Raw genomic sequence first — 24,299 nt, 5'->3', positions numbered from 1 at the left:
TGGATCATCGCCGGGGTGCGGGGCGGGGGCGCTACGTCTCCGACGCCCGGCGCCGCGGGAGCGGGCGGACCCGGTGTCGGGTGGTCTCGACCGTGCCGGGGGCACTCCGGGCCGGGTCGGCGAGCCACTGCTCCACCGCGTCGAGGACGGCGCGGGCGTCGGCGAGCGCGTCGGTGCTCTCCGCGACCGGCGTCTCGGCCCGGGTGCGGGCGGCGAGCTCGGCGCGGTTGAGCAGCGACCGCAGCCGCCGCCCCGTGTCCGGGTCCATGGCCCGCTCGCGCACGACCCGGCGGACGTAGGCCGACACGACGTCCGACGGATGGTCCCGCGACTCGTCCAACGCCGCCAACGCGAGCTGCGCGGCCCCCAGCGCCGAGCGGGCCGCCGCCTCCACCGCCTGGGCCGAGAAGCCGTGTGCGGCAAGGAGTTCCGCGGCGGCGAGATCCTGCCGGGCCCGGCTGGACGCGGGGCGCGGCACACTCTCGGCGGCGCTCATCGCCGACCCGTCCGGCCGCCGGGCCGCGCCGCGGGGCGACGACCGAGGTGTGCGTCTTTCACCGCTGCACGGCGACGCCCGGCCGCGAGACCGACGGCGGCCGATCGGGAGCCGTCGTGTTGCACCGCGGGGAAGCCGGCCGTGGGATCGGGATCCGTGCCGGCGCCCGCTGAAAGGCGCCGCCCCGGCCCGGGCTCCCGCCGCGTCGGTCGGGAGGGCCTCACCGCAGCCGCACCGCCTCGGCGCGGGCGCGCACGAGCCAGGGCTCGACCGGCCGGGAGAGCGCCGCCTGGGACACCGGGTACGCGCACACCGTGATGCCGGAGCGTTCGGTGTGCCGCCACAACATCTCGTCGATCCGACGCAGCTCGGTCCACGGCGAGTCCAGCTCCCCCAGCACCACGAGCAGCTCGAGCGGCGACTCCACCGAGCCCTCGCCGCTGGCCCACGGGCCGACCAGCAGTACCTGGCTCAAGCGGTCGCCGTAGGCGGCGGCGAGCTCCACCGCGACGACGGCGGGCAGGTCCTCGTTCTCCGGTTCGGGGTCCGGGTAGGCGGTCGCGGCGAGCGCCGCGTCCTCCCCGGTGACCAGCCCGGCGTCGACCAGCCAGTCCAGGGCGCGGCGGCGGGCCCGTGCGTCCCGGAAGCGGAACCACTGGTCGCGGACCTCGGGGAAGTCGAACAGCGTGTTCTTGAACCGGCGGAAGGCCCCGCGCCCGTTCAGGGCCCGGTCGAGCAGCTCGGCGGCCCGGCGGTGCTGGACGCCCGCGGTGAAGTCCGCCATGTCCTGGTACCCGTCCCGCGCGCTGGTGGGGGCGATCGCGACCCAGCCCTCGACGTCCGGCTCCGGCTCCCCGCACACGGCCTCCGGGATCACCGGGACGATCCGCCCGGTGGCGGGGTCGATGAACCACTCGACCTCGGGCGTCCGGTCGTCGAGCGCCGTGACCAGCTCGGCGAGGTCGACTCGGGCCGGGTCCAGCATCCCCGCAGCGTATCCGGCGCGGGGCTCCGGTGTCCCGGATCGAGCTACCGCGGCCGGATGACGATCTCGGAGACGTGCGCCTCCGCCGACGCCGTCGCCGCGGACACGATCGCGGCCGCCACCGAGTCGGCCCGCAGGTAGCGGTCCGCCTCGTACCGTCCACCCTCCTGCTCGACGACCGACCGCTGCATCTCGGTGTCGACCCGCCCGGGGTGGACGGAGGCGACCCGCAGGTCCGGCTCCTCGCCGCGCAGGGCGTCGGCGAACGCGCGCAACGCGAACTTGCTCGCGGCGTAGGACGCCCAGCCGGGACGGGCGGTGTGCCCGGCACCGGAGTTGACGAGCACCACCGTCCCGCGCGCGGCCCGCAGGGCCGGCAGCAGCAGCCGGGTGAGTCCGGCGACCGCCACGACGTTGACCTCGAACTGTCGCCGCCAGGTCTCCGGCGAGGTGTCCTCGACCCGCCCCAGCAGCCCGACGCCCGCGGAGTGCACCAGGACGTCGAGCCGCGGCAGGTCCAGCGCGGTCACCGCGGCGGTGACCGAGCCGTCGTCGGTCAGGTCGACCGGCCACGGGGTCGCGCCGGGCAGGTCGACGGCCAGCTTCTCCAGCGCGACCGCGTCCCGCCCGCCCAGGAGCAGGTCGTGGGTGGGGGCGAGGGCACGCGCGGTGGCGGCACCGATCCCGCGCGAGGCGCCGGTGACGAGGGCGAGGGGTCTGGAGCTCATGCCGTGCACCCTAGGAGACAGCCCTCAGCGGCTGATGATCACTCAGGACGGCCGGCCACCGACAACCCTCACCGCCCGATGAGCGAGCGGAAGGGCACCGGGACCCGCGTGCCCCGTCGAGAGCATGCTCGCGGGGTCCCGGTGTGCTCAGACGCGACGGGCGCCGCTGAAGGGCATGTTGTCGACGTTGCTGATCTTCACGGGCTGGCCGCTCGTGCTCGCGTGCACGACCTGGCCGTTGCCGATGTAGATCGCGACGTGGCTGACCGGCTTGTAGAAGAAGACCAGGTCGCCGGGCTGCAGGTCGCTCTTGGAGACCGGGGTGCCGACGGTCGACTGGGCGCGGCTGGTGCGCGGGATCGAGACGCCCGCGTTCTTGAACGCGAACGAGGTCAGACCCGAGCAGTCGAAGGACGACGGGCCGGTGGCCCCGTAGCGGTACGGCTTGCCGAGCTGGGCCAGCGCGGTCTCCAGCGCGGCGGCGCGCTTGGCGGCCGGGGAGGCGTTCAGCGCGGCCGCGGCGACGGCGTTGGAGGGGGCGGCCAGGGCGACGGTCCGCTGGGCCACCTCGACGGGGGCGGCCGCGGCGGTCGGCGCGGCGGGAGCGGCCGGGGTGGCGGCCGGGGCGAGCGAGAAGAATGCCGCTGCCGCTGCGGTGACGGCGACGACGGTGGTGCGCAGGAGCGCGGGGGTGTGCGAAGGCACTCGGTGAATCCTCTGGTCGCACCGCCGGACGACCGCGGACGAGCGCTCGGGGGAGAGCGCCGGTCCACGTGGCGGGTGCGGTGGGGATGTCCCCGCCGACGCCGGGGAGCCCGGGCGGGGAACGGCACCCGCCCGTCTTCCGGGCGGTGACCTCGATCCCGAACACCCGGGTGGTGTGCGGTGTAGCGAGGCCGTCGGCCAAATTACGAACGGATTAACCGCGTCGCTATGACGCATATCGCATTCTACGGTGTCAATTGGGGTGAGGCCGCTCACCAGGGCGGCCACTCATTCGGCCCAACTACACCCGTGATGTTCGCGTGATCGGGGGTCTGTCCACAGCAGAGCAGGTGGTACGTGCACTGCGTGACCTCGTGATGGAACCGTTATTGGGCCGGACGAGTGAAACACCTTCCGGTCTGGAAGGAGCGCGAACATTTCCGGTCCACAAATAAATCGGGCCCCGACCGGAGTGACCGGTCGGGGCCCGAGAGTGACGACGGCTACGCGTCGCCGCGGATGAACGCCTCCACGGCCTCGCGGGCCTCGGAGTCGCTGTACTGCTCCGGCGGCGACTTCATGAAGTAGCTCGACGCGGACAGGATGGGGCCGCCGATCCCGCGGTCCAGCGCGATCTTCGCGGCCCGCACGGCGTCGATGATGATGCCCGCCGAGTTCGGGGAGTCCCAGACCTCGAGCTTGTACTCCAGGTTCAGCGGGACGTCGCCGAACGCACGGCCCTCGAGCCGGACGTAGGCCCACTTGCGGTCGTCGAGCCACGCCACGTAGTCCGACGGGCCGATGTGCACGTTGTCCTTGCCCATGTCGCGGTCGACCTGGCTGGTCACCGACTGGGTCTTGGACACCTTCTTGCTCTCGAGCCGCTCGAGCTCCTTCATGTTCAGGAAGTCCATGTTCCCGCCCACGTTGAGCTGCATCGTGCGGTCGAGCTGCACGCCGCGGTCCTCGAACAGCCTGGCCAGCACCCGGTGGGTGATGGTCGCGCCGACCTGGGACTTGATGTCGTCGCCCACGATGGGGACGCCGGCGTCGGCGAACTTCTTCGCCCACACCGGGTCGGAGGCGATGAACACGGGCAGCGCGTTCACGAAGGCGACCTTCGCGTCGATCGCCGCCTGCGCGTAGAACCGGTCCGCCGCCTCGCTGCCCACGGGCAGGTAGGACACCAGGACGTCCGCACGCGTCTCGCGCAGCACCTGGGCGACGTCCACCGGCTCCTCGTCGGACTCGGTGATCGTCTCGCGGTAGAAGCGGCCCAGCCCGTCGAGGGTGTGGCCGCGCTGCACGGTCACCCCGAGCGGCGGCACGTCCGCGATCTTCACCGTGTTGTTCTCGCTGGCGAAGACGGCCTCCGACAGGTCGGTGCCGACCTTCTTGGCGTCGACGTCGAACGCGGCGACGAAGGTGACGTCGCCGACGTGGTAGCCGCCGAAGTCGACGTGCATCAGGCCCGGGACCCGGGCGGCCGGGTCGGCGTCCCTGTAGTACTCCACGCCCTGGACCAGCGACGCGGCGCAGTTGCCGACGCCGACTACGGCGACTCGCACCTCACTCATGCAGGTTCTCCCTTGTGTCCGGTGGGTCCGGCCTCGTCGCCGGGATGTCGTTCCCGCTCGATGAGCTCGTTCAGCCACCGGACCTCGCGTTCGGTGGTGTCGAGCCCGAGCTCGTGCAGCTCGCGGGTGTAGCGATCGATCTGCTCGCCCGCCCGCGCGAGTGCCGCGCGGATTCCCTCGCGACGTTCCTCGACGGCGCGCCTGCGCCCCTCGAGGATCCGCATGCGGGTCTCGGCCGGGGTGCGGGAGAAGAAGGCGAGGTGTACCCCGAACCCCTCGTCGTCCCACGACTGCGGGCCCGACTCGGCCAAGAGCTCGGCGAACCGCTCCTTGCCCTCCGCCGAGATCCGGTAGGTCCGACGAGACCGCTTGGACCAGCCGGTCTCGGCCTCCTCCTCGGCGATGAGCCCGGCGCGCTGCAGCCTGCGCAGGGCCGGGTACAGCGAGCCGTAGGAGAAGACCCGGAACCCGCCGAGCCGCAGACCCAACTGCTTGCGCAGCTGATACCCGTGCATCGGAGTCTCCAGCAGCAGGCCCAGGATCGCGAACTCGAGCACTGCCGCCTCCTCTCCGTGTCCGGCGCCGGGGACCCCGCTGTCCCCGACGGATCGATGAACCTCACTATATCGGCGCGATACATCTCGACGGGCTATCGAGACCCGCGTCACCGTCGTGTCACCGAATCGTCGGGTCGGGTGAGTACCCTGGTCGCCGTGCTCACCCACCGGCAGGTCGTCGACTACGCGTTGCAGCGCCGTGCGCTGCTCGCGGACGTCTACGCCACGAGGGTGGGCGAGGCCGAGGTGTGCGACGCGAGTCCGTACCTGCAGCGTGCGGCCCGCTTCCACGGCACCCAGACCGACCAGCAGTGCCCCGTCTGTCGGCGGGACCGGCTGACCCACGTCTGGTGGGTCTTCGGCGAGGAGCTGCGGCAGGCCTCCGGATCGGCCCGGCGTCCCGAGGAGCTGGAGGAGCTCGCGGGCAGGCACGGCGAGTTCTCGGTGTACCTCGTGGAGGTCTGCCGAACGTGCGGCTGGAACCATCTGGTCCAATCGTCGGTGCTGGGCACCGGCGCCCGTCCCGACCGACCGCGCAGGCGCAGGACCGCCGCCGAATGACCCCAGCGTGATCCCCGACCCCCGAGAAGACCTGTGAAACCCACGTTCCCCGTCCCGGCCCGCCGTTGCTCCCCACCGGCAGGCGGAGAAGCACGGAGCCCGCGGTGACCGATCAGCGCAGCGACCCGAGCCGATCCGGCGTGCCCCCGCGCGCCCCCGTGCCGGACGTCTGGAACGTCGCCCCCGCGCGTCCGCAGAGCGGACCGCCGCCCTGGAACGGCCGCAACGGCGGCCCGCCCCCTCCGCAGCCTGCGGGCCCGCCGCCGGGAGCCCGACCCGGCTACGGACCGCCCCCCGGCCGCCCCGCCCCGCAGCGCTTCGGCCCGCCGCCGCACCGGCCCGGGCCAATGGGCCCGCCCGGGCGGGAGGCGCCCCTGCTCACGCACGACGCCGGCGTCTCGGGTCCGGACGACCGGCCCACGTCCCTGGCCGTGGCCGAGCCCCCGGGCCCGCCCCCGGCCGGGCCTCCCCGAGGTCGCGGCGGTGGCGGCGACGGGGAGGGCGGGCGACCGAAGGGGAAGCGGGTGCGCCGGATCGCCTTCTGGACCCTCGGGGTGCTGATCCTCGCGCCGTTCGTCGCGTTCGCCGTCGGCTGGATGATCTTCCCGGTGCCGACCGCGCAGGACGCCGCGAACACCCAGGTCGCCACGTTCACGTTCGCGGACGGGAGCCCGCTGGCCACGGTCCGGCCGAACAACATCAACCGGACGAACGTGACCCTGGACCAGGTCCCGAAACACGTCCAGGAGGCCGTGCTCTCCGCGGAGGACCGCTCCTTCTTCACCAACCCCGGCTTCGACGTGTCCGGCATCGGCCGCGCCGTGTGGAACCAGCTCACCGGCGGCATCGGCGGCGGCTCCACGATCACCCAGCAGTACATCAAGGTGACGACCGGGCAGGACCAGGTCTCGCTGCTCCGCAAGTACAAGGAGATCGTGCTCGCCGCGAAGATCTCCAAGGAGCAGACCAAGGAGCAGATCCTCGAGAACTACCTCAACGCCATCTACCTGGGCCGCGGCGCGTACGGCATCCAGGCGGCCAGCCAGGCCTACTTCGGCAAGGACGTCGGCGACCTGACGCCGTCGGAGGGCGCGATGATCGCCGGGCTGATCCAGTCGCCCTCGCGCTGGGACCCGGCGAAGAACCTGGACCGCAGCCAGCAGCGGTGGGCCTTCGTGCTCGACGGCATGGTGCAGCAGGGCTGGATGAGCCCGAGTGACCGGGCCCAGCAGGTCTTCCCGCAGTGGCAGGAGGCCTCGGCCTCGGGCGGCGGCATCCCCGGGGACGCCAACGGCCACATCTACAACCAGGTGCGCGCCGAGCTCGAGGAGAACGGGATCTCCGAGTCGGAGATCAACACCGAGGGCCTGACCGTCGAGACGACGATCGACCCCGCCGCGCAGAAGGCGGCCGTCGACGCGGCGAACGACGTCATGAAGGGCCAGCCGGACAACCTGCGCACGGCGCTGGTCTCCATCGACCCGAAGACGGGTGCCGTGCTGGCCTACTTCGGCGGCAACGACGGCGTCGGGCTGGACTACGCGCAGGCGTCGAAGCAGCCCGGCTCCTCGTTCAAGCCGTTCGTGTTCGCCGCCGGGCTGCAGCAGCCGGACCCGATCGGCCTGGGCACCCAGTACGACGGGTCGTCCCCGCAGACGCTCGCCGGGGTCAAGGTCAGCAACTCCGAGGGCGTGAGCTGCAACCAGTGCTCGGTGAAGACGGCGATGACGCAGTCGATCAACACCGTCTTCTACCGGATGGCGCTGGATGTCGGCCCGCAGAAGGTCGCCGACGCGGCCGCGGCGGCGGGCATCCCCGCCGAGGACCTCAAGAACCCCACCGGCGGTATCGCGCTCGGTGACAAGAACCTGACGACCGAGAACATGGCCGCGGCGTACGCGACCTTCGCGGCGGACGGCGTGCGGCACGACCCGTTCATGGTCCGCAAGGTCACCACCAGCGACGGCCGGGTCATCTTCGACCACACCGCGGGGGCGGCGAGCGGCACGCAGGCCTTCAGCCAGCAGGTCGCGCGGAACGTCACGGAGTCCATGACCGACGTGGCGAGCTCGTCGCGGATCGGGCTGGGCGGCCGCCCGGTCGCCGCGAAGACCGGCACCGTGCAGAGCAGCGTCGAGGGCCAGAACAACGACGCGTGGACCGTCGGCTACACCCCGTCGATCTCCACCGCCGTCTGGGTCGGCACGGACGACAACTCGCCGATCAAGAACTCCGCGGGCAGGCCGATCTACGGCCGGATGCTGCCCGGCTCGATCTGGCAGGAGTTCATGACCACGGCACTGCGCGGCACACCCACCGAGCAGTTCTCGAAGTTCACCCCGCTCGGCCAGGCGCCGGTGTCGGACAACGCCGGCCAGGACCAGCAGGACGGCAACGGCAACGGCGGCCAGGACGCGGACGGCAACGGCCAGGTCGACCCCCACGAGCGCGGCAACGGGAACAACGGCGGCAACGGGAACAACGGCGACCGGAACAACAACGGCGGCGGCGGCAACGGGGACGGCGGGAACGGCGGCGGCGGCAACGGCGGCGGCGGGAACGGCAACGGCGGGAACGGCGGCGGGGGCAACGGCAACCCCGCGGGCTTCACCGACCAGTTCTTCGACCCCGCCCGGAATGGGAACTAGGCTGCCCGGTCCCTCGCGGCGGGTCGTCCCCAGCTGGACCGAGCCGCTCGTCGCCTCGGCCAGCAGGCTCGTCGGCGGCCCGCTGGGCCGCCACGCCCTCGTCGGGCGCGCCGCGTTCTGGACGCCCCTGCGCGTCGTGCTGCTGCTCGCGGTCGTCACGCTCGCCCTGGGCTGGTTCGCGAAGGCGCCGTGCCTGCAGCAGTACCGCACCGAGGACGGGACGCTGGCGCTCGACTGGCAGAACAACCGCCAGTACGTGGCGATGTGCTACTCCGACACCGTCCCGCTCTACTCCATCGAACGGCTGGACGACCCCACCGCGATCCCCTATCGGGACTCCTGGCAGGACGGCGACGGCGCCGTGCGCTACATGGAGTACCCGGTGCTCACCGGGTTCTTCCAGTGGGGCGCCGCCCGGCTGACGGACGTCTGGCAGAGCCTCCCGCTGCCGTCGGCGCTGTCGGTGGTCGTGTACTTCGACATCGTCGCGTCCGCACTGGCGGCCTGTTGGCTGGTCGTGGTCTGGACGGTCGTGCGGATGCGGTCCGCGGGGGACGCGTTCACCGCCGCCGGGCGGAGCAGGCCGTGGGACGCCGCGCTCGTGGCGATCTCCCCGCTCGTCGCGGTGCACGCCTTCACCAACTTCGACGCGCTGGCGGTCGCCCTGGCCTGCGCGGGAATGCTGGCACTGACCCGGAGACGACCGGTCCTCGCCGGGATCCTGCTCGGCCTGGGCGGGGCGGCGAAGCTGTACCCGCTGTTGCTGCTCCTGCCGATCGTGCTGGTGGCGGTCCGGCGGCGGGACGTGGGCGTCGCGGTGCGGACCGTCGCGGCCGCGGCCGTGGCCTGGCTGGCCGTGAACGTCCCGGTCCTGCTGGCCTGGGCCCCGGGGTGGTGGGAGTTCATCCGGCTCAACCGCACGCGTCCTGCCGACCCGGACTCGCTGTACTACGCGCTGTCCTACTTCACCGGCTGGAGTGGGTTCGACGGGCCGCTGGGCCCCGACCAGGCGCCGAACACGCTGAACGCGGTGAGCGCCTCCCTGCTGGTGGCGGCCTGTGCCGGGCTGGTGGTGCTGGCCGCCAAGGCACCGCGCCCACCCCGGGTCGCCTCGCTGGCGTTCCTGATCGTCGCGGCGTTCCTGCTGGTCAACAAGGTGTGGAGCCCGCAGTACTCGCTGTGGTTGGTGCCGCTGGCGGTGCTGGCGCTGCCGCGCTGGCGGCTGCTGCTGGCCTGGATGGCGATCGACGCCCTGGTCTGGGTGCCGCGGATGTTCTACTACGTCGGCCCCGGCCAGAAGGGACTCCCGCCGGACTGGTTCCTCGGGGCCGTCCTGCTGCGGGACGCGACGGTGGTGCTGGTCGCCGTGCTGGTCGTCCGTTCCGTGCTCAGGCCGCAGACCGACCCGCTCCGCGCCCCCGACCCGGAGGCGGACGGCGAGGCGGCGGACGCGGTGCTCGACGCCGACCCCGACTGGCCACTGCGACGCCCGTCACACCGGGCCGCGCGTCCGGTTCCGGTGGGGCAGAGTCCGCAGAATGGACGCCGGTGACCTGCGGGGGATCGTCGAGGCTCGGCTGGCGGCGTTCGAGCGCCGCGGCGTGGACCGACCGGACCTGAAGCGCTCCGCCGTCACGCTGACCCTGGTCACCACGGGTGCGCCGGGTCTCGCGGACGGCCTTGCCTTCCTGCTGACCCGCCGCGCCGCGACCCTGCGCAGGCACGCGGGTCAGTGGGCGCTGCCGGGCGGCCGGACGGACGCCGGGGAGACGATCACCGAGACGGGCCGCCGGGAGCTGGCCGAGGAGGTCGGGCTCGAGCTCGGCGAGGACGCGGTCCTCGGCCTGCTCGACGACTACCCCACCCGCTCCGGGTACGTGATCACCCCGGTGGTGCTGTGGGCGGGCGAGGTCGGCGAGCTCACCCCGAACCCCGAGGAGGTGGCGCACGTGTACCGGATCCGGCTGGCGGACATCGACGTCGAGCCCCGGTTCATCTCCATCCCCGAGTCCGACGCGCCGGTCATCCAGGTCCCGCTGTTCGACCGCTTCGTGCACGCCCCGACGGCAGCGGTGATGTACCAGCTGCGGGAGGTCCTGCTGCACGGTCGCGGGACGCGGGTGGACCATCTGGAGCAGCCGGTGTTCGCATGGCGGTAGGCGCCCGCAGGAACAGGCCGAACAGGATCACCAGCAACACCGCGCGGCCCCACACGCCGAGCACGACCGCCTGCGCGGCGAGCCCGCCCGCGATGCCGCCGTCCAGCCCCGCGTTGAGCACGTAGAACCAGCGGAAGATCCCGATCCCCATCAGGAGGTCGGCCGCGAGGTACCCCGCGATCCACCCCCAGCGGATGCGCAGCAGCACGAAGAACGGCAGCAGCCAGAGCGTGTACTGCGGGGAGTGCACCTTGTGCAGCAGCAGGAAACCGCAGAGCATCGCCGCGCTGACGCCGATCCAGGGGTACTCGGCGCCGCGGCGGTGGATCCGCCACCCGACGGCGGCGGCCACCGCGAAGCTCACCAGGACCAGCACCGGGGAGAGCACGTCGACGAGCGGGCCGAAGTCCGCCTCCCCCAGCAGTGGGCGCAGGCCCCAGAACCAGATCGAGTTGGTGCTGACGTCGACCGCGCGGTTCTCCTGGAACGTGAAGCTGGCCCGCCAGCCCGCATAGCCCGCGAGCGCGAACGGCAGGTTGACCAGCACCACGGTGCCCAGCCCCACCCCGAGCACCCGCAGCGCGCCGAGCCAGTCCACGCCCCTGTCCCGCACGGCACCGTCCGGCCCGCGGGAGAGGACGTAGAGCGCGAGCGGGAGGAGGAACGCGCCGGGGTAGAGCTTCAGCGCGCAGCCCAGGCCCAGCAGGAGCGCGGCGAGCGTGGAGTCGCGGCGCGTGTGCATCACCAGGACCGCGGCCACGGCGGCGGCGACCGCGGGCAGGTCCCAGTTGTGGAAGGCGTAGAGCACCAGCGGTGGGCCGAGCGCCCAGAGCAGCGCCCGCCACCGCGCGAGCCTGCCCAGCATCCAGCCCGTGAGCAGGCCGAACGGGGCGAGCAGCAGCGCGGACCCGAGCAGGAACCCGGCGTCGGTGTGGGCACCGAGCGCCCCGAGCCAGATCAGCACGCCGCTGAGCACCGGGTACTCGACCGCTCCCCCGGTGAGCCGCCCGTCCTCGGTGATCCCGCCCTCGACGTAGGGGAACACGTGGGTGTCGATGGAGCGCCCGATCCACAGGTACTGGATGTCGGAGTAGCAGACGTCTCGGTTCTGGCGGGTGCCGAAGTCCAGCGTGCGGCCCGACGCGTCGAACTCCGGGCCCGCGCAGCGGGCCTTGTTCGCGTAGCCGAGCAGCAGGGTCAGCCCGGTGAGCAGCACGACCAGGACCAGCCCGGCCGTGCCGAACCGGGCCGGTCTCACGCCTTCGCGCGCAGGTAGGCGATGTCCGCCGCCTGCCCCTCCGCCGGGGTCTCCACCACGACCGGGGCCTGCGCCGCGGCGACGACGGCGGCGAGCACCTCGGGCTCGATCGTGCCGTCCGCGACGTTCGCGTGGCGGTCCCGCGCGGAGTCGAACTCGTCCCGCGAGTTGTTCAGGTGCACCAGGTCGATGCGGCCGGTGATCGCCTTGGCCCGCTCCACGACGCCCACCAGCTCCTCGCCCGCGGCGAACGCGTGGCAGGTGTCGAGGCAGAACCCCACGCCGAACTCGCCCACCGCGTCCCACAGGCGGGCCAGCGCATCGAACTTCCGGGCCATCGCGTTGTCCCCGCCCGCGGTGTTCTCGATGAACACCGGCACCGCGAAGCCGCCCTCGGCGTGCTGGCGCTCCACGAACTTGCGCCAGTTGTCGACACCGACGGCCGGGTCCTCGTCCTTCGTGACGTGCCCGCCGTGGACCACCAGCCCGATCGCCCCGACCTCCTTGGCCCCCTCGGCGTGCTGGGTGACGAGCTTGCGGCTGGGGATCCGGATCCGGTTGTTCGGGCTCGCGACGTTCACGACGTACGGCGAGTGGACGACCGTCACCACGTCCGACGCCGCGAGCTCGGCGGCCTTCGGGTGCGGCTGCGGCTTCTTCCACCCCTGGGGGTCGGCGAGGAAGAACTGGACGACCTCCGCGCCGCGCTCGGCCGCCGCGGCCAGCGGATCGTCGTCCCGGACGTGGGCACCGATGAGCATGGCCCGAGCGTAGAGGGGACCCCCGACAGGTCTCGTGTCCGGCGCCGCCCCGCCGAGTTGTCCACAGGGCACCGGGGCGGCGGCGGACCGGGGGAAACGCGCTGGTAATCTCGCCTGCAACCGCTCCGGCCGGTGCCCACCCGGGCACCGTGCGACGAGCCCGAGGGCCCGATTCTGTCGGGGCGGGGTGAGAACCTCCTGCCGCGGAAGCGCCGCGGCCGTTCCAGTCCACAGGAGGTGAGTGGTTCTCATGCGTCATTACGAGATCATGGTGATTCTCGACCCGAGCCTGGACGAGCGCACGGTGCAGCCGTCGCTCGAGCAGTTCCTGACCGTCGTGAAGTCCGACGGCGGTTCGGTGGAGAAGATCGAGGTCTGGGGCAAGCGTCGGCTGGCCTTCGAGATCAACAAGAACGCCGAGGGCATCTACGCGGTGCTCGAGGTCACGGCCGAGCCCGCCACCGTCGCGGAGCTCGACCGTCAGCTGGGTCTGAACGAGTCGGTCCTGCGCACGAAGGTGCTGCGCCGGGACCCCAAGCGCACGCCCGCCCCCGCAGCGGCGAGCTGACACCCCGTCCCGCACGCAGCCACACCTGAGGAGGCCGCATGGCCGGCGAGACTGTGATCACCGTGATCGGCAACCTCACCGCCGATCCGGAGCTTCGGTTCACCCCGTCCGGGGCGGCCGTCGCCAACTTCACGGTGGCGTCCACGCCCCGCACCTTCGACCGCCAGTCCGGCGAGTGGAAGGACGGCGAGGCGTTGTTCCTGCGCTGCAACATCTGGCGCCAGGCCGCGGAGAACGTCGCCGAGACGCTCACCCGCGGCGCGCGCGTGATCGTGCAGGGCAGGCTGCGGCAGCGGAGCTTCGAGACCCGCGAGGGCGAGAAGCGCACCGTCATCGAGATGGAGGTCGACGAGGTCGGCCCCTCCCTGCGGTACGCCACGGCCAAGGTCAACAAGGTCAGCCGCTCCGGCGGCTCGGACTTCGGTGGCGGCGGCTTCGGTGGTGGTGGCGGCGGGAACTCCGGTGGCGGCGGCAACGGCGGCGGCCAGCGCGGCGGCTACGACGACCCCTGGGGCTCGGCCCCGCCCGCGGGCAGCGGCCCGGCGGCGGACGACGAGCCCCCGTTCTGATCTTTTCCACCCTCCGCGCGTGAGCGCGGTGCACATCCAGGAGCATCAGCAATGCCCAAGCAAGTTCTGCGCAAGCCCAAGAAGAAGGTCTGCGCATTCTGCAAGGACAAGGCCCAGGACATCGACTACAAGGACACGGGCCTCCTCCGCAAGTTCATCTCCGACCGCGGCAAGATCCGCGCGCGTCGGGTCACCGGCAACTGCCGGCAGCACCAGCGTGACGTCGCGGTGGCCGTGAAGAACAGCCGCGAGGTCGCCCTGCTGCCGTACACCTCGACCGCGCGCTGAGGAAGGGGATCGACATGAAGCTCATCCTCACCACGGACGTGCAGAACCTGGGTGCGCCCGGGGACATCGTCGAGGTCAAGGACGGCTACGGCCGCAACTACCTGCTGCCCCGCAACTACGCGATCGTCGCCACCCGTGGCGCCGAGAAGCAGGTCGAGCAGATCCGTCGGGCCCAGAAGGCCCGCCAGATCCGCGACCTCGGGCACGCCAAGGAGGTCGCGAACCAGATCGGGCAGCTGTCCGTCACCGTGACCGCCAAGGCCGCGGGCGACTCGGGCCGCCTGTTCGGGTCGGTCACCCCGGCGCAGGTCGTCGAGGCCGTGAAGAAGGCGGGCGGCCCGGCTCTGGACCGCCACGCCATCGAGATCCCGGAGCAGATCAAGAGCGTCGGCACCCACCCGGTGTCGGTGCGCCTGCACCCGGAGGTCACCGCGCAGGTCCAGGTCGCGGTCGTCGCGAGCTGACGCGCAGTCACGTTCCGTCACGAGGGCGGGTTCCCGGTCGAGAGGCCGAGAACCCGCCCTCGTGGCGTTCCGGGCCCCTCGGCACCGTCGGTGGCGATCATGCCGAGGGCCGCTCCCGCCCACCGTCGGCGAGCGGATGCACACCGACCGTTGATCGCGCGGGAGCGACACGCGGAGGTTACGCCGGCGTCGGTCAGTGACCTCTCCGGAGCGCCCGGAGGACGGTGGGTGACAGGTCGCGACACGCCGGACAGCGGACGCGCCGGGCACCTGCCCACAAAAGTTGTCCACACCGCCATCAGGGCATCTGACGTGGTGAAAGGCCCTATGACCAGGGGTTGTCCCCATACTGTCCACAGGACTGTGCGGAGGGCCGCCTGGCCGGGCCCGAATCCGTCCCCACGGGGTCCCCAGGTCTGTCCACAGCGCGGTTTGGGTCTGCGGGCCCGCCCCCGTAGCGTCGGCCCCCGGGTCGCGCGGGTGAGTGCGCGCAGCCCGGCCGACCGTTCGCCGCAGCCTCTCGGAGGCGCCCCGGACGGGTGGTGGACGGGAAGGGGACGTGCCCGCTGCACCCGACGAGAGGTCGGGTGCGGATCGAACCGATGTTCGATATCATGGGCGCGGACGGTGACTGGGGGTGACGTCGGGTATGGCGGTGACGGACGACCGTCCCAATCGGGCGCGTGCGGTCCGCGAGGGGGACGGCCGGGGCGGCGACCAGTACTCGGGCTCCTACGGCGGCGGTGACGCGGCGCCGAGCCCGTTCGACCGCCAGCCCCCGCAGGACCTCACGGCGGAGCAGTCGGTGCTGGGCGGCATGCTGCTCAGCAAGGACGCGATCGCGGACGTGGTGGAGGTGCTGCGGCCGGACGACTTCTACCGGCCCGCCCACCAGACGGTCTACGACTGCATCCTGGACCTGTACGGGCGCGGTGAGCCCGCGGACGCGGTCACGGTGTCCGCGGAGCTGCAGCGCCGCGGTGAGCTGATCCGCCTCGGTGGGGCGCCGTACCTGCACACGCTGATCGCCACGGTGCCCACGGCGGCGAACGCGGCGTACTACGCCGAGATCGTGGCGGAGAAGGCCACGTTGCGCCGGTTGGTCGAGGCGGGCACCCGGATCGTGCAGCTGGGCTACCACGGTGCGGAGGGGGCCGAGGTCGAGGAGGTCGTCGACCGGGCCCAGGCCGCGATCTACGAGGTCACCGAGCGCTCCACCAGCGAGGACTACATCCCCCTCGAGGAGCTGCTGCAGCCCACGATGGACGAGATCGACGCGATCCAGTCCCGGGGCGGGGTGTCGCACGGGGTGCCCACGGGTTTCGTGGACCTCGACGCGGCCACCAACGGGCTGCACCCCGGTCAGATGGTCGTGGTCGCGGCCCGTCCGGGTCTGGGCAAGTCCACGCTCGGGTTGGACTTCGCGCGGTCGTGCTCGATCAAGCACGGCATGACCAGCGCGGTGTTCTCGCTGGAGATGAGCAAGACCGAGATCGTCATGCGGCTGCTGTCGGCGGAGGCGCAGATCAAGCTCGCGGACATGCGCGCGGGCCGGATGCGGGACGACGACTGGACGCGGATGGCGCGGCGGATGTCGGAGATCTCCGAGGCACCGTTGTTCATCGACGACTCGCCGAACCTCACGCTGATGGAGATCCGGGCCAAGGCGCGGCGGCTCAAGCAGCGCAACAGCCTCAACCTGATCATCCTGGACTACCTGCAGCTGATGACCTCGGGCCGCAAGGTCGAGTCGCGTCAGCAGGAGGTCTCGGAGTTCTCCCGGCAGATCAAGCTGCTGGCCAAGGAGCTCGAGGTGCCGGTCGTGGCCATCTCGCAGCTCAACCGTGGCCCCGAGCAGCGCACGGACAAGCGGCCGATGATCTCCGACCTGCGTGAGTCCGGCTCCATCGAGCAGGACGCGGACATGGTGATCCTGCTGCACCGGCCGGACGCGTTCGAGCGGGACGACCCGCGCGCGGGAGAGGCCGATCTGATCCTGGCCAAGAACCGCAACGGGCCCACGGCCAACATCGTCGTGGCGCACCAGCTCCACTACAGCCGCTTCGCCGACCTCGCCCACGGGTGATGACCGGCGTGTGAAATCTGGGCTACGGCTTGGTGCGGCGAGGACGCCCCGAACGGGGTTTTCGATTGCCGAATGGTTTCCAGCGGAAAACATGGGGTCACGCGTCCGCTGAACGCATTGCCGTACCGGGCCTTCAGGATCACTCTTCACTCGTCCGATCGGACCGTCAGCCACCTGCCGGTGGTGTGTCGTCGTGCTCGTCGAGCTGTACGAGGAGATCGAGAGATGAAGCTGCCCGTCGCCCTCGCGTTGGTGATCGGTGTGATCGGTGCGGTCATCACGTACCTGTACGTGGGACCGCTGGGAGGACTGGGACTCATGGTCCCGGCGACGTTCGTGGGAGCGGCGAGCTACTTCGCCGCAGGTGGGGACCGGGCCGCCCTGGCCAAGTCGGTCCCGGCCAACGTCTGGGGGATCGTCTGCGGCACGGTGACCCTCATCCTGATCGGTCTGGCCACGAGCCCGATCGTGATCGGGCTGATCGTGGGCGGGTTGACCGCCGTGTTCATCCTGGGTGCACTCGTGCCCGCGCTCGGGTTCGTGCCGGGATCGGTGTTCGGGTACGCGACCACCGTGATGTTCGGTCTGCTGACCGGCGCCTCCGGCACCGACCTCACGCTGCCCACCGGCCCGTTCACGGTGATGCTGGTGTCGTTCCTGGTCGGTGCGGCCTTCGGCTACGTCAGCAGCGTGCTGGCGGGCAAGCTGGTCGCGAAGCCCGAGGCCGTCCCCGCCGCGTGAGCTGAGGTGACGGTGGGCCATCCGACCCGTCGGACCGGACGGCGCCACCGGGCCACCACCTCGACCGTCATCGCGTCGTCGGCATCCCTGCTTGCCGGCCGGAGCCGGCGACGCACCGGACCGCGGCGATCAGCCGAACCCAGGTTGGTCGCCGCGGTCGGCCCCTGTCAATCCGACCCGCCCGATGCGGATCGCGCGGACCCGCCACGCCTCGGGTCAGTCGCAGGTGTGCTCGTGGCCCACGTGGGCGTGCGGCTCGAGCTGCAGGGTGCTGTGGGTGAGGCCGAACCGCTCCTTCAGCGCCTCGGTCGCCCGGTCCAGCACGCCCGCGCCGCAGCCGGACTCCGCCTCGTCCGCCACCACGAGATGGGCCGAGAGCGAGGGGGTGCGGTCGTTGATGGCCCACACGTGCAGATCGTGGACCGCCTCCACCCCGGGCACCGCGAGCAGCGCCGTGCGCACCTCGTCCACCTCGATGCCCGCGGGGGCGCCCTCGAGCAGCACGTGCCACACCTCGCGCAGCAGGGCGATCGCCCGGGGCAGGATCAGCGCCGCGATCAGCATCGAGGCGAGGGTGTCCGCGTAGGGCCAGCCGGTGGTGAGCAGCACCACCGCCGCGAGCATCACGCCGACCGAACCCAGCGCGTCCCCCAGGACGTGCAGCATGGCGCCGCGCATGTTCATGTTCGCGCGGTCACCGCCGGCCAGCACGACCAGCGACACCACGTTCCCCACCAGCCCCAGCGCGCCGATCACGAGCAGCGGCAGCCCCGGGATCTCGGCGGGTTCGAACAGCCGGTTGACGCCCTCGTAGGCCACCCACGCCACGACGGCGACCAGCAGCGCCGCGTTGATCCCGGCGACGAGCACCTCGACCCGGCCGAGCCCGAAGGTGCGCCGGTCCGTGGCCGGGCGGGTGGACAGGGCCGCCGCGATCACGGCGCCGACCAGCGCGCCGGCGTCCGTCAGCAGATGGCCGAGATCGGCGAGCAGGGCGAGCGATCCGGTGAGGAGCGCCCCGGCGGCGCCGAGCACCGCGCACGCGAGCGTGACGACCAGCGCGATCACCAGTCGCCTGCGGTCGCTCGCCACCGAGTGGCCGTGCCCGTGTCCGTGCCCCGAACCCATGCGGGAACGGTACCTATGCAAAGACGTGCATGTAAAGGATAGGGGGGCCTCACTGCGAGAGCGGGTGGTCACATCACGACCGAGGTCACGATCCGGTCACGTATTCTGCCCGGAAGGTTTCCCGGGTCGACGGCGAGCGGGTGGCCCTCCGTCCGATCCCGAAGGGTGCCTCCACACATGCTGAGCGACCGCGAGCGCAGTCAGTTCGCCTTGATCGAGCAAGGCCTCGTCGCGGGCGACCCGCTGTTCGTGGCCCGCTGCAGCGCCCTGGGCCGCAAGGTCCGCCGGATCGCCCCCGTGCGCGGCGCACGCACCATGCAGGCCGCCGGGATGATCCCCACACTCCTGCTCGTGGGCGGGCTGCTGCTCCTGGTCCTCGGTGGCGCGAGCGCGGCGGTGCCGATCGTCGTCGCGGGGATCCTCATGGCCATGGCCGCCCTGGGCCTGGCGCTCACCAGCCCGCAGCGGCGCGCCCGCCCGTCCTGAGCTGCGGCTGCGCCGCCCGTGCGTGGGAAGTGGTGCTGGAGCACCACTTCCCACGCACGACCTCAGGTGAGGTGGTCCAGGAGGAGGCGGTTGGCCTCCGCCGCGCTCTGCCACGTGGCGACGTGTCCGCCGGGGATCACCTCGAACCGGGCGCCCGGGATGGACTCGGCCAGCGTGCGCGAGTGCGGCACGATCGGCGTCGCGAGATCGTCCGCACCCCCGATGACCAGCGTCGGCGGGGTCACGGCCTGCAGCCGGTCGCGGTGGTCCCAGTCGACGATCGCCGCGCAGCTGGCGGCGTACCCGGGGTCCGACGTCCCGGCGATCCATCCCGCCGCCCGGGTCAGGACCGCGGGATGGTCGGCGGCCCAGTCCGGGGTGAACCAGCGCTCGGCCACCGCCTCCGCGATCGCGCCGGTGCCCTTCTCCCCGACCGTCTCGATGCGCTGCCGCCACGGCCCCTTGTCCTCGAAGTACGAGGTGGTGCAGCACAGCGCCAGGCGCGACACGCGGTCGCCGTGCTCGGAGCCCAGGTACATCCCGATCATCGCCCCGAGCGAGAGCCCGCACCAGGCGAAGCGGTCCACACCCAGGTCGTCGAGGGTGGCGAGGGCGGACTCGGCGAGCCCGGCGATCGAGTAGGGGCCGTCCGGGACCGGCGACCCGCCGTGCCCGAGGTTGTCCAGCCGGATGACGCGGAAGTGCTCGGCCAGGGCCGGGACGTTCGGCTCCCACATCTCCAGGGTGCTCCCCAGCGACCCCAGCAGGACGAGGGTCGGCGCGGCCGCGTCGCTCTCGGGTCCGTCGATGCGGTGGTGCAGCAGAGCGGTCATGCGGCCGATGATGTCAAAGCCGCCTGCTCGGCCTCGCTCGGCGGGGCCGTCTCGACGAGGTCCGCGGAGACCTCGAGCGGCCACCCGGTCTCGGCGCGCACCTGCTCGACGGTGACACCCGGGTGGAGGTCGGTCAGGACGAGCTCGGCCGTGGCCGGGTCGGGCCGCAGCACCCCCAGGTCCGTGACGACGGCGATCGGCCCCGTCCCGGGCAGTCCCACGAGGGCGCGGTCCAGCGGCCCGGACAGCCCACCCGGCGCGGTCACGAAGTCGACCCGCTCCACGAAGGCCGCCAGCCGGTGCGGCAGCAGCACGATCGTCGGCAGGGCGGCGGTGACGTCCGGCAGCAGGCCCGGCCCGGCGAACCGCGCGGTGGGCTCGTCGTAGTCCCCGAGCACGGTGGTGTTGAGGTTGCCGAACGCGTCGATCTGCGCGGCCGTGACCAGGCCGACCTGGGCGCGACGCAGGCTGTAGCGGGGCAGCGACCCGTCGAGCACGATCAGGCCCGGGGCGTGGGTCGCGGCGGCGAGACGGGCCGCGGCGGTCGGGTCGCCGGGCTCGCCCACGCACACCTGCCCGGCCTGCAGCAGCCGGGCGGCGGCCACCAGCCCCGCGGATCCGAGCGCGCTCATGCCCGCGCCTGCGCCAGCCACGCGGTGAACCGCGCCCGGTCGGCGAGGAGCTCGGCCCAGCCGTCCTCGTCCGGTTCGGCGCGCACCACCTCGGCGAACCAGGGCGCCTCCCCGCCGTCCTCGTCCACCACGACGAGCGCGCGGCGGGCCGCGTACAGCGGCGGCAGCCGATCCGGCGAGATCCGGTCCGCCCGCGGCGCGTGCACGATCGCGACGTCCGGGGTGAGGGCGGGCACCGCCGCGAGCTGCTCCCCGGTGAAGGGGCAGCGCACCGTGGCGACGCGGGTGACCGCGGCCAGGTCCGTCCCCGTGTACCCGCGCAGCAGACCGCAGGGCAGGCCGGCGGCCCCGGCGTCGTACGCGGCGGCCATGCCCGTGGCGGTGTGCTCCTCGAGCGCCAGCCCCGAGCGCAGTGCCGCCTGGATGCGCGGCCCCGCGACCGCGCTCGTGACCAGCCGGTCCACGCATCCGGCGCCGACGAGGAGGTCTCCCGACACCCCGGGCGCGGTGGACACCAGGGTCAGCCCGCGGCGGCGCAGCAGGGCCCGCGCCACCGCGACGGGAACCCCCTCCCACGCGACGGTCGAGCCGTCCGGAACCAGCGCGTCGACCACCTCGGCCAGTGCCACGCGCCCACGCTAACCGCTCGGCGGCGGGCAGGCCTAGTGGCGCACGCGGACGTTCCCCACCCGCGTCCGGCCGACGACGACCAGGTGCGGGTTGCCGCGCTCCAGGCTCGGGCCGATCTTGTCCTTGACCTCCCCGAACCCGGTGCGCGCGTCCTCCAGGTCGACCGTGGTGCCCTTCGGCACCCGCAGCTCGAGGTTGCCGAAGGTCAGGTCGAACTCGAGGGCGACGACGGGGACGGAGAAGCGGGCCGACCGGAAGTCCAGCGAGGCGTTGCCGAACCGGGAGCGCACCACGATCCGCGCGGGCACGAGCCACTCGCCCTTGCGGGTGAGGTCCCCGCCGGTGGTGACCAGTTCCAGCAGCTCGCGCCTGCGCGCGACCTCCGCGCCCGGGAGGTCCATCAGCAGCCGGTTCAGGTCGGCCCGCGTGACGGCCTCGGTGGCGGCGGCGCTGCGCTCCCCGTACTCGTCGACGGTCAACCGGCCCTCGGCGAAGTGTTCGCTGAGCAGCCGGGCGACGTGCTCGCGCTCGGCGTGTGACACCCGCAGGTCCTGTGCTCGGAGTTCGTCCCCCATGGCGGGGACGCTAGTCCGGGCCGGGCCCCGCGGGATCCGGGAGAAACCCCGGGAGGACCTCAGGGTCGCTGCTCGCCCCGCATCCGCCACGCGTCCTCCACGAGCTCCGCGAGCCGCGCCGGGCTCACCCGCTCCAGCCGCACCATCACGAAGGGCAGCCCGTCGTAGGTGGGTGTGGTGAAGAACAGGTCCGGCTCGCCGAGCAGCAGCGCCTGCTTCTCCGCCTCGTCGCCGACGTAGAGCACCGCGACGTCCGTGCGGATCACCCGCTTCCCGCCGACGCGGTCCGGGTACGACCAGACGAAGCCCTTGCCGTCGACCCGGAAGTCGAACCCGTCGCTGTCGATCTCCACGACGCCCGCCAGGGACAGGGCGAGGCGCCGGACGTCTTCGGCGTCCGCCACGCCGTCAGCCTAGAACGCCGTCGGCCCGGAACAGGGAGGCACTGGTCACGATCGGCGGCCGTCCCGGCACCGACGGTGTCACCCTGGGCCGATGACCAGCGCCATCACGCACTCCGGGCCCGCCGCTGACGCCGACGCGCGCCCCATCGCGTCGGCGGGCACCTTCCGGATCGGCGAGGGACCTCAGGTCCGTCGGCTCGGGTTCGGCGCCATGCGGATCACCGGCCCCGGCGTGTGGGGTCCGCCCGCCGACCCCAAGGCGGCGATCGACGTCCTGCGTCGGGCCGTCGACCTCGGGGTGAACCTGATCGACACGGCGGACTCCTACGGCCCGGAGACCTCCGAGGACCTGATCCGCGAGGCCCTGCACCCGTACGAGGGGCTGACGATCGCGACCAAGGCGGGGCAGCTCCGGCCCGGCCCCGGCCGCTGGGTGCCCTGCGGGCGTCCGGACTACCTGCGCCAGCAGTGCGAGCTGTCCCTGCGCCGCCTCGGCGTGGAGCGGATCGACCTGTTCCAGCTGCACCGCGTCGACCCGCTGGTGCCCGCCGACGAGCAGTTCGGCGTGCTCGCCGAGCTGCAGTCCGAGGGCAAGATCGGTGAGGTCGGGCTGTCCGAGGTCTCCGTCGAGGTGATCGAGCAGGCCCGGCGCACGGTACCGGTCGCCACGGTGCAGAACCGCTACAACCTCGTCGACCGCAGCTCGGACGACGTGCTGCGCTACTGCACCGAGAACGGTCTCGGGTTCATGCCCTGGCACCCGGTCGCGGCGGGTGGGCTGGCCGAGCCCGGCGGCGCCGTCGCGGAGGTCGCCTGGGCGCACGGGGTCACGGCGCCGCAGGTCGCGCTCGCGTGGCTGCTGCAGCGCTCCTCGGTGATGCTGCCGATCCCCGGCACGTCCGACCTCGGGCACCTCGAGGACAACTGCGCCGCCGCCGAGCTGCAGCTCTCGCTCGACGAGGTCAACCGGCTCGACGAAGGCGTGTCGGCGCTGTAGAGGTGGCCTCGGCGGCCCCGGTGATGTTGCGGACCATCCCCCCGAACACGATGCCGTGGAAGGGCGCGACCGACCACCAGTAGAGGTGGCCGGTCAGCCCGCGCGGCACGAACACGGCGCGCTGGGTGTAGCGCGAGCCCCGCGGGTCCGGCGCCACCCCCATCTCCAGCCAGGCGAGCCCCGGCACCTTCATCTCGGCCCGCAGCCGCAGCAGGGTGCCGGGTTCGATCTCCTCGACCCGCCACCAGTCCAGCGCGTCCCCGACGTGCAGGCGGTCCGGGTCGCGGCGCCCGCGGGTGAGCCCGACCCCGCCCGCGAGCCGGTCCAGCCAGCCGCGCACCGACCAGGCCAGCGGGAACGAGTACCAGCCGCGCTCGCCGCCGATGCCGGTGACGACCCGCCAGAGGGCCTCGGGCGTCGCCGCCGACACCTCCTCGCGGTCGTCGGTGTAGACGGTCCCTCCCGCCCAGGCCGGGTCGCTCGGCAGCGGATCGGACGGCGCCCCCGACACGGCCGCGTTCGACCAGTGGGTCTCCACCTCGCCGTCGCCGATCCGCGCGAGGGCCAGCCGCACGGCCTCCTCGTAGCCGAGGCGGCCCTCGGCGGGCACGTACCGGTCGATGTCCGACTCCCGGCACACGACCTCGTGCACCAGCGACTCGATCAGCGGCGCCGCGATGCCCTTCGGCACGGGCGTGACGATGTTGACCCAGTGCGCGGAGAGCCGGGGGGTGAGTACCGGCGCGCTGAGGATCCGGCGCCGGGGCAGGCCGGCCACGGCGGCGTAGCGCTGCATCATGTCGAGGTAGGTGAGGACGTCCGGGCCGCCGATGTCGAAGGTCCGGTTCACCTCGGGCGGCAGGCCGGCCGCGGCGATCAGGTACCGCAGCACGTCCCGCACGGCGATGGGCTGGATGCGGTTGTGGACCCAGCTCGGGGTGAGCATCACCGGCAACCGCTCGGTCAGATAGCGCAGCATCTCGAAGCTGGCCGACCCCGAACCGAGGATGACGGCCGCCTGCAGCGCCGCCGTCGGGACGCCGGAGCGGAGCAGGATTTCCCCCACCTCGGCCCGGGACTGCAGGTGCTCGGACAGCGGCCCGTCCGGGTGCAGGCCCCCGAGGTAGACGATCCGCCGCACACCCGCCTCGCGGGCCGCCTGACCGAGGATCAGGGCCACCTTGCGGTCGGTCGCCGCGAACCCGTGCTCGGACAGCGAGTGCACGAGGAAGTAGACGACGTCCACGCCCTCGCACGCGGCCCGCACCGCGTCCGGGTCGAGCAGGTCGCCCTGGACGATCTCGGCGTGCGCGGCCCACGGGACGTCCCGCAGCTTCCCCGGGTCGCGGACCAGGCAGCGCACGGACGTGTCCGCGCCGCCCTGGGCGAGGAGGCGGGGCGCCAGCCTGCCGCCGATGTAGCCGGTGGCGCCGGTCACGAGATATCGCACGGCACCGATCGTC

General features: G+C 72.7%; 26 protein-coding genes and 1 pseudogene. 12 read left to right on the top strand and 15 right to left on the bottom strand.

The features are described 5' to 3' along the window. Positions 1 to 31 precede the first annotated feature (31 nt). The 6 genes from BLS43_RS09685 to BLS43_RS09660 form a co-directional block, all read right to left on the bottom strand. The gene (locus BLS43_RS09685; RefSeq protein ID WP_093080609.1) at positions 32 to 496 is read right to left on the bottom strand and encodes a hypothetical protein; all 465 of its coding nucleotides are present in this window, start codon (positions 494 to 496) and stop codon (positions 32 to 34) included. Between the two features lie 220 nt (positions 497 to 716). Next, the gene (locus BLS43_RS09680) at positions 717 to 1,481 is read right to left on the bottom strand and encodes a UPF0158 family protein (protein ID WP_093080605.1); all 765 of its coding nucleotides are present in this window, start codon (positions 1,479 to 1,481) and stop codon (positions 717 to 719) included. Between the two features lie 44 nt (positions 1,482 to 1,525). Further along, positions 1,526 to 2,209: an SDR family oxidoreductase gene (locus BLS43_RS09675; RefSeq protein WP_093080602.1), complete on the bottom strand. Its 684-nt coding sequence runs from the start codon at positions 2,207 to 2,209 to the stop codon at positions 1,526 to 1,528. 147 nt (positions 2,210 to 2,356) lie between these two features. Beyond that, the gene (locus BLS43_RS31965; RefSeq protein WP_425438532.1) at positions 2,357 to 2,914 is read right to left on the bottom strand and encodes a C40 family peptidase; all 558 of its coding nucleotides are present in this window, start codon (positions 2,912 to 2,914) and stop codon (positions 2,357 to 2,359) included. A 503-nt stretch (positions 2,915 to 3,417) separates the two neighbouring features. Next, positions 3,418 to 4,491, bottom strand: a complete 1,074-nt coding sequence (locus BLS43_RS09665; protein WP_093080594.1) for an inositol-3-phosphate synthase — start codon at positions 4,489 to 4,491, stop codon at positions 3,418 to 3,420. Next, positions 4,488 to 5,048: a PadR family transcriptional regulator gene (locus BLS43_RS09660; protein WP_093080589.1), complete on the bottom strand. Its 561-nt coding sequence runs from the start codon at positions 5,046 to 5,048 to the stop codon at positions 4,488 to 4,490. The genes BLS43_RS09665 and BLS43_RS09660 overlap by 4 nt, the downstream gene beginning before the upstream one ends. Positions 5,049 to 5,204: 156 nt before the next feature. Here BLS43_RS09660 and BLS43_RS09655 point away from each other — a divergent pair, with 156 nt between their 5' ends. From BLS43_RS09655 to BLS43_RS30480, 4 genes are all read left to right on the top strand, one after another. Next, a complete protein-coding gene (locus BLS43_RS09655) occupies positions 5,205 to 5,609 on the top strand; it encodes a DUF5318 family protein (RefSeq protein WP_093081281.1) in 405 nt (134 codons plus the stop codon). A gap of 104 nt (positions 5,610 to 5,713) precedes the next feature. Beyond that, on the top strand, positions 5,714 to 8,257 hold the full coding sequence (locus BLS43_RS09645) for a transglycosylase domain-containing protein (protein ID WP_245707401.1): 2,544 nt from the start codon (positions 5,714 to 5,716) through the stop codon (positions 8,255 to 8,257). Then, the gene (locus tag BLS43_RS09640; RefSeq protein WP_093080578.1) at positions 8,247 to 9,809 is read left to right on the top strand and encodes a glycosyltransferase family 87 protein; all 1,563 of its coding nucleotides are present in this window, start codon (positions 8,247 to 8,249) and stop codon (positions 9,807 to 9,809) included. Before BLS43_RS09645 ends, BLS43_RS09640 begins: the two co-directional genes overlap by 11 nt. Then, positions 9,796 to 10,416, top strand: a complete 621-nt coding sequence (locus BLS43_RS30480; RefSeq protein WP_093080573.1) for an NUDIX hydrolase — start codon at positions 9,796 to 9,798, stop codon at positions 10,414 to 10,416. The genes BLS43_RS09640 and BLS43_RS30480 overlap by 14 nt, the downstream gene beginning before the upstream one ends. Before the next feature lie 271 nt (positions 10,417 to 10,687). Here BLS43_RS30480 and BLS43_RS31865 read toward each other — a convergent pair. After that, a pseudogene (locus tag BLS43_RS31865) lies at positions 10,688 to 11,392 on the bottom strand (glycosyltransferase 87 family protein); the annotation flags it as partial. A gap of 278 nt (positions 11,393 to 11,670) precedes the next feature. Beyond that, positions 11,671 to 12,435: a deoxyribonuclease IV gene (locus tag BLS43_RS09625; protein WP_093080569.1), complete on the bottom strand. Its 765-nt coding sequence runs from the start codon at positions 12,433 to 12,435 to the stop codon at positions 11,671 to 11,673. Positions 12,436 to 12,685: 250 nt separating this feature from the next. Here BLS43_RS09625 and rpsF point away from each other — a divergent pair, with 250 nt between their 5' ends. From rpsF to BLS43_RS09595, 6 genes are all read left to right on the top strand, one after another. Further along, positions 12,686 to 13,003 carry a 30S ribosomal protein S6 gene (rpsF, locus tag BLS43_RS09620; RefSeq protein ID WP_093080564.1) on the top strand — a complete coding sequence of 106 codons (318 nt, stop codon included), beginning with the start codon at positions 12,686 to 12,688 and terminating at the stop codon, positions 13,001 to 13,003. A 38-nt stretch (positions 13,004 to 13,041) separates the two neighbouring features. Further along, complete coding sequence (locus tag BLS43_RS09615) at positions 13,042 to 13,572, top strand: single-stranded DNA-binding protein (protein ID WP_093080561.1); 531 nt, start codon at positions 13,042 to 13,044, stop codon at positions 13,570 to 13,572. A 51-nt stretch (positions 13,573 to 13,623) separates the two neighbouring features. Continuing rightward, positions 13,624 to 13,860, top strand: a complete 237-nt coding sequence (gene rpsR, locus BLS43_RS09610) for a 30S ribosomal protein S18 (protein WP_093080558.1) — start codon at positions 13,624 to 13,626, stop codon at positions 13,858 to 13,860. A 14-nt stretch (positions 13,861 to 13,874) separates the two neighbouring features. Continuing rightward, the gene (gene rplI / locus BLS43_RS09605; protein WP_093080552.1) at positions 13,875 to 14,324 is read left to right on the top strand and encodes a 50S ribosomal protein L9; all 450 of its coding nucleotides are present in this window, start codon (positions 13,875 to 13,877) and stop codon (positions 14,322 to 14,324) included. Positions 14,325 to 14,973: 649 nt separating this feature from the next. Next, positions 14,974 to 16,410 (top strand): replicative DNA helicase, encoded by a 1,437-nt coding sequence (gene dnaB / locus BLS43_RS09600; protein WP_093080548.1) that lies wholly within the window; start codon positions 14,974 to 14,976, stop codon positions 16,408 to 16,410. 225 nt (positions 16,411 to 16,635) lie between these two features. Beyond that, a complete protein-coding gene (locus tag BLS43_RS09595) occupies positions 16,636 to 17,151 on the top strand; it encodes a DUF1097 domain-containing protein (RefSeq protein ID WP_176921251.1) in 516 nt (171 codons plus the stop codon). A 216-nt stretch (positions 17,152 to 17,367) separates the two neighbouring features. Here the strand turns inward: BLS43_RS09595 and BLS43_RS09590 are convergent, their stop codons facing one another. Further along, a complete protein-coding gene (locus BLS43_RS09590; protein ID WP_093080539.1) occupies positions 17,368 to 18,279 on the bottom strand; it encodes a cation diffusion facilitator family transporter in 912 nt (303 codons plus the stop codon). Positions 18,280 to 18,456: 177 nt separating this feature from the next. Here BLS43_RS09590 and BLS43_RS09585 point away from each other — a divergent pair, with 177 nt between their 5' ends. Beyond that, positions 18,457 to 18,765: a DUF3040 domain-containing protein gene (locus BLS43_RS09585; RefSeq protein ID WP_093080535.1), complete on the top strand. Its 309-nt coding sequence runs from the start codon at positions 18,457 to 18,459 to the stop codon at positions 18,763 to 18,765. 62 nt (positions 18,766 to 18,827) lie between these two features. On the opposite strand, the gene pcaD is transcribed toward BLS43_RS09585, so the two are convergent. The 5 genes from pcaD to BLS43_RS09560 are packed head-to-tail and all read right to left on the bottom strand — an operon-like array spanning position 18,828 to position 21,839. Then, positions 18,828 to 19,598: a 3-oxoadipate enol-lactonase gene (gene pcaD / locus BLS43_RS09580; RefSeq protein WP_093080530.1), complete on the bottom strand. Its 771-nt coding sequence runs from the start codon at positions 19,596 to 19,598 to the stop codon at positions 18,828 to 18,830. Then, complete coding sequence (locus BLS43_RS09575; RefSeq protein WP_093080526.1) at positions 19,595 to 20,230, bottom strand: CoA-transferase; 636 nt, start codon at positions 20,228 to 20,230, stop codon at positions 19,595 to 19,597. The genes pcaD and BLS43_RS09575 overlap by 4 nt, the downstream gene beginning before the upstream one ends. Then, entirely contained in the window at positions 20,227 to 20,859 is a 633-nt protein-coding gene (locus BLS43_RS09570; RefSeq protein WP_176921250.1) for a CoA-transferase, read from the bottom strand. The genes BLS43_RS09575 and BLS43_RS09570 overlap by 4 nt, the downstream gene beginning before the upstream one ends. Before the next feature lie 33 nt (positions 20,860 to 20,892). Continuing rightward, on the bottom strand, positions 20,893 to 21,435 hold the full coding sequence (locus BLS43_RS09565) for a DUF1707 SHOCT-like domain-containing protein (RefSeq protein WP_093080521.1): 543 nt from the start codon (positions 21,433 to 21,435) through the stop codon (positions 20,893 to 20,895). A gap of 59 nt (positions 21,436 to 21,494) precedes the next feature. Next, a complete protein-coding gene (locus BLS43_RS09560) occupies positions 21,495 to 21,839 on the bottom strand; it encodes an MmcQ/YjbR family DNA-binding protein (protein ID WP_093080518.1) in 345 nt (114 codons plus the stop codon). Between the two features lie 91 nt (positions 21,840 to 21,930). On the opposite strand from BLS43_RS09560, the gene BLS43_RS09555 reads away from it, so the two are divergent. Next, positions 21,931 to 22,836 carry an aldo/keto reductase gene (locus tag BLS43_RS09555; RefSeq protein ID WP_093080514.1) on the top strand — a complete coding sequence of 302 codons (906 nt, stop codon included), beginning with the start codon at positions 21,931 to 21,933 and terminating at the stop codon, positions 22,834 to 22,836. Here BLS43_RS09555 and BLS43_RS09550 read toward each other — a convergent pair. Continuing rightward, positions 22,802 to 24,286, bottom strand: a complete 1,485-nt coding sequence (locus BLS43_RS09550; RefSeq protein WP_093080509.1) for an SDR family oxidoreductase — start codon at positions 24,284 to 24,286, stop codon at positions 22,802 to 22,804. The two genes, BLS43_RS09555 and BLS43_RS09550, sit on opposite strands and share 35 nt — an antisense overlap. Positions 24,287 to 24,299: the final 13 nt, after the last annotated feature.

The sequence above is a fragment of the Pseudonocardia oroxyli genome (assembly GCF_900102195.1).
In the GTDB taxonomy this organism is placed as follows: Bacteria; Actinomycetota; Actinomycetes; order Mycobacteriales; family Pseudonocardiaceae; genus Pseudonocardia; species Pseudonocardia oroxyli.
This window is presented reverse-complemented; position numbering and strand designations above follow the sequence as displayed.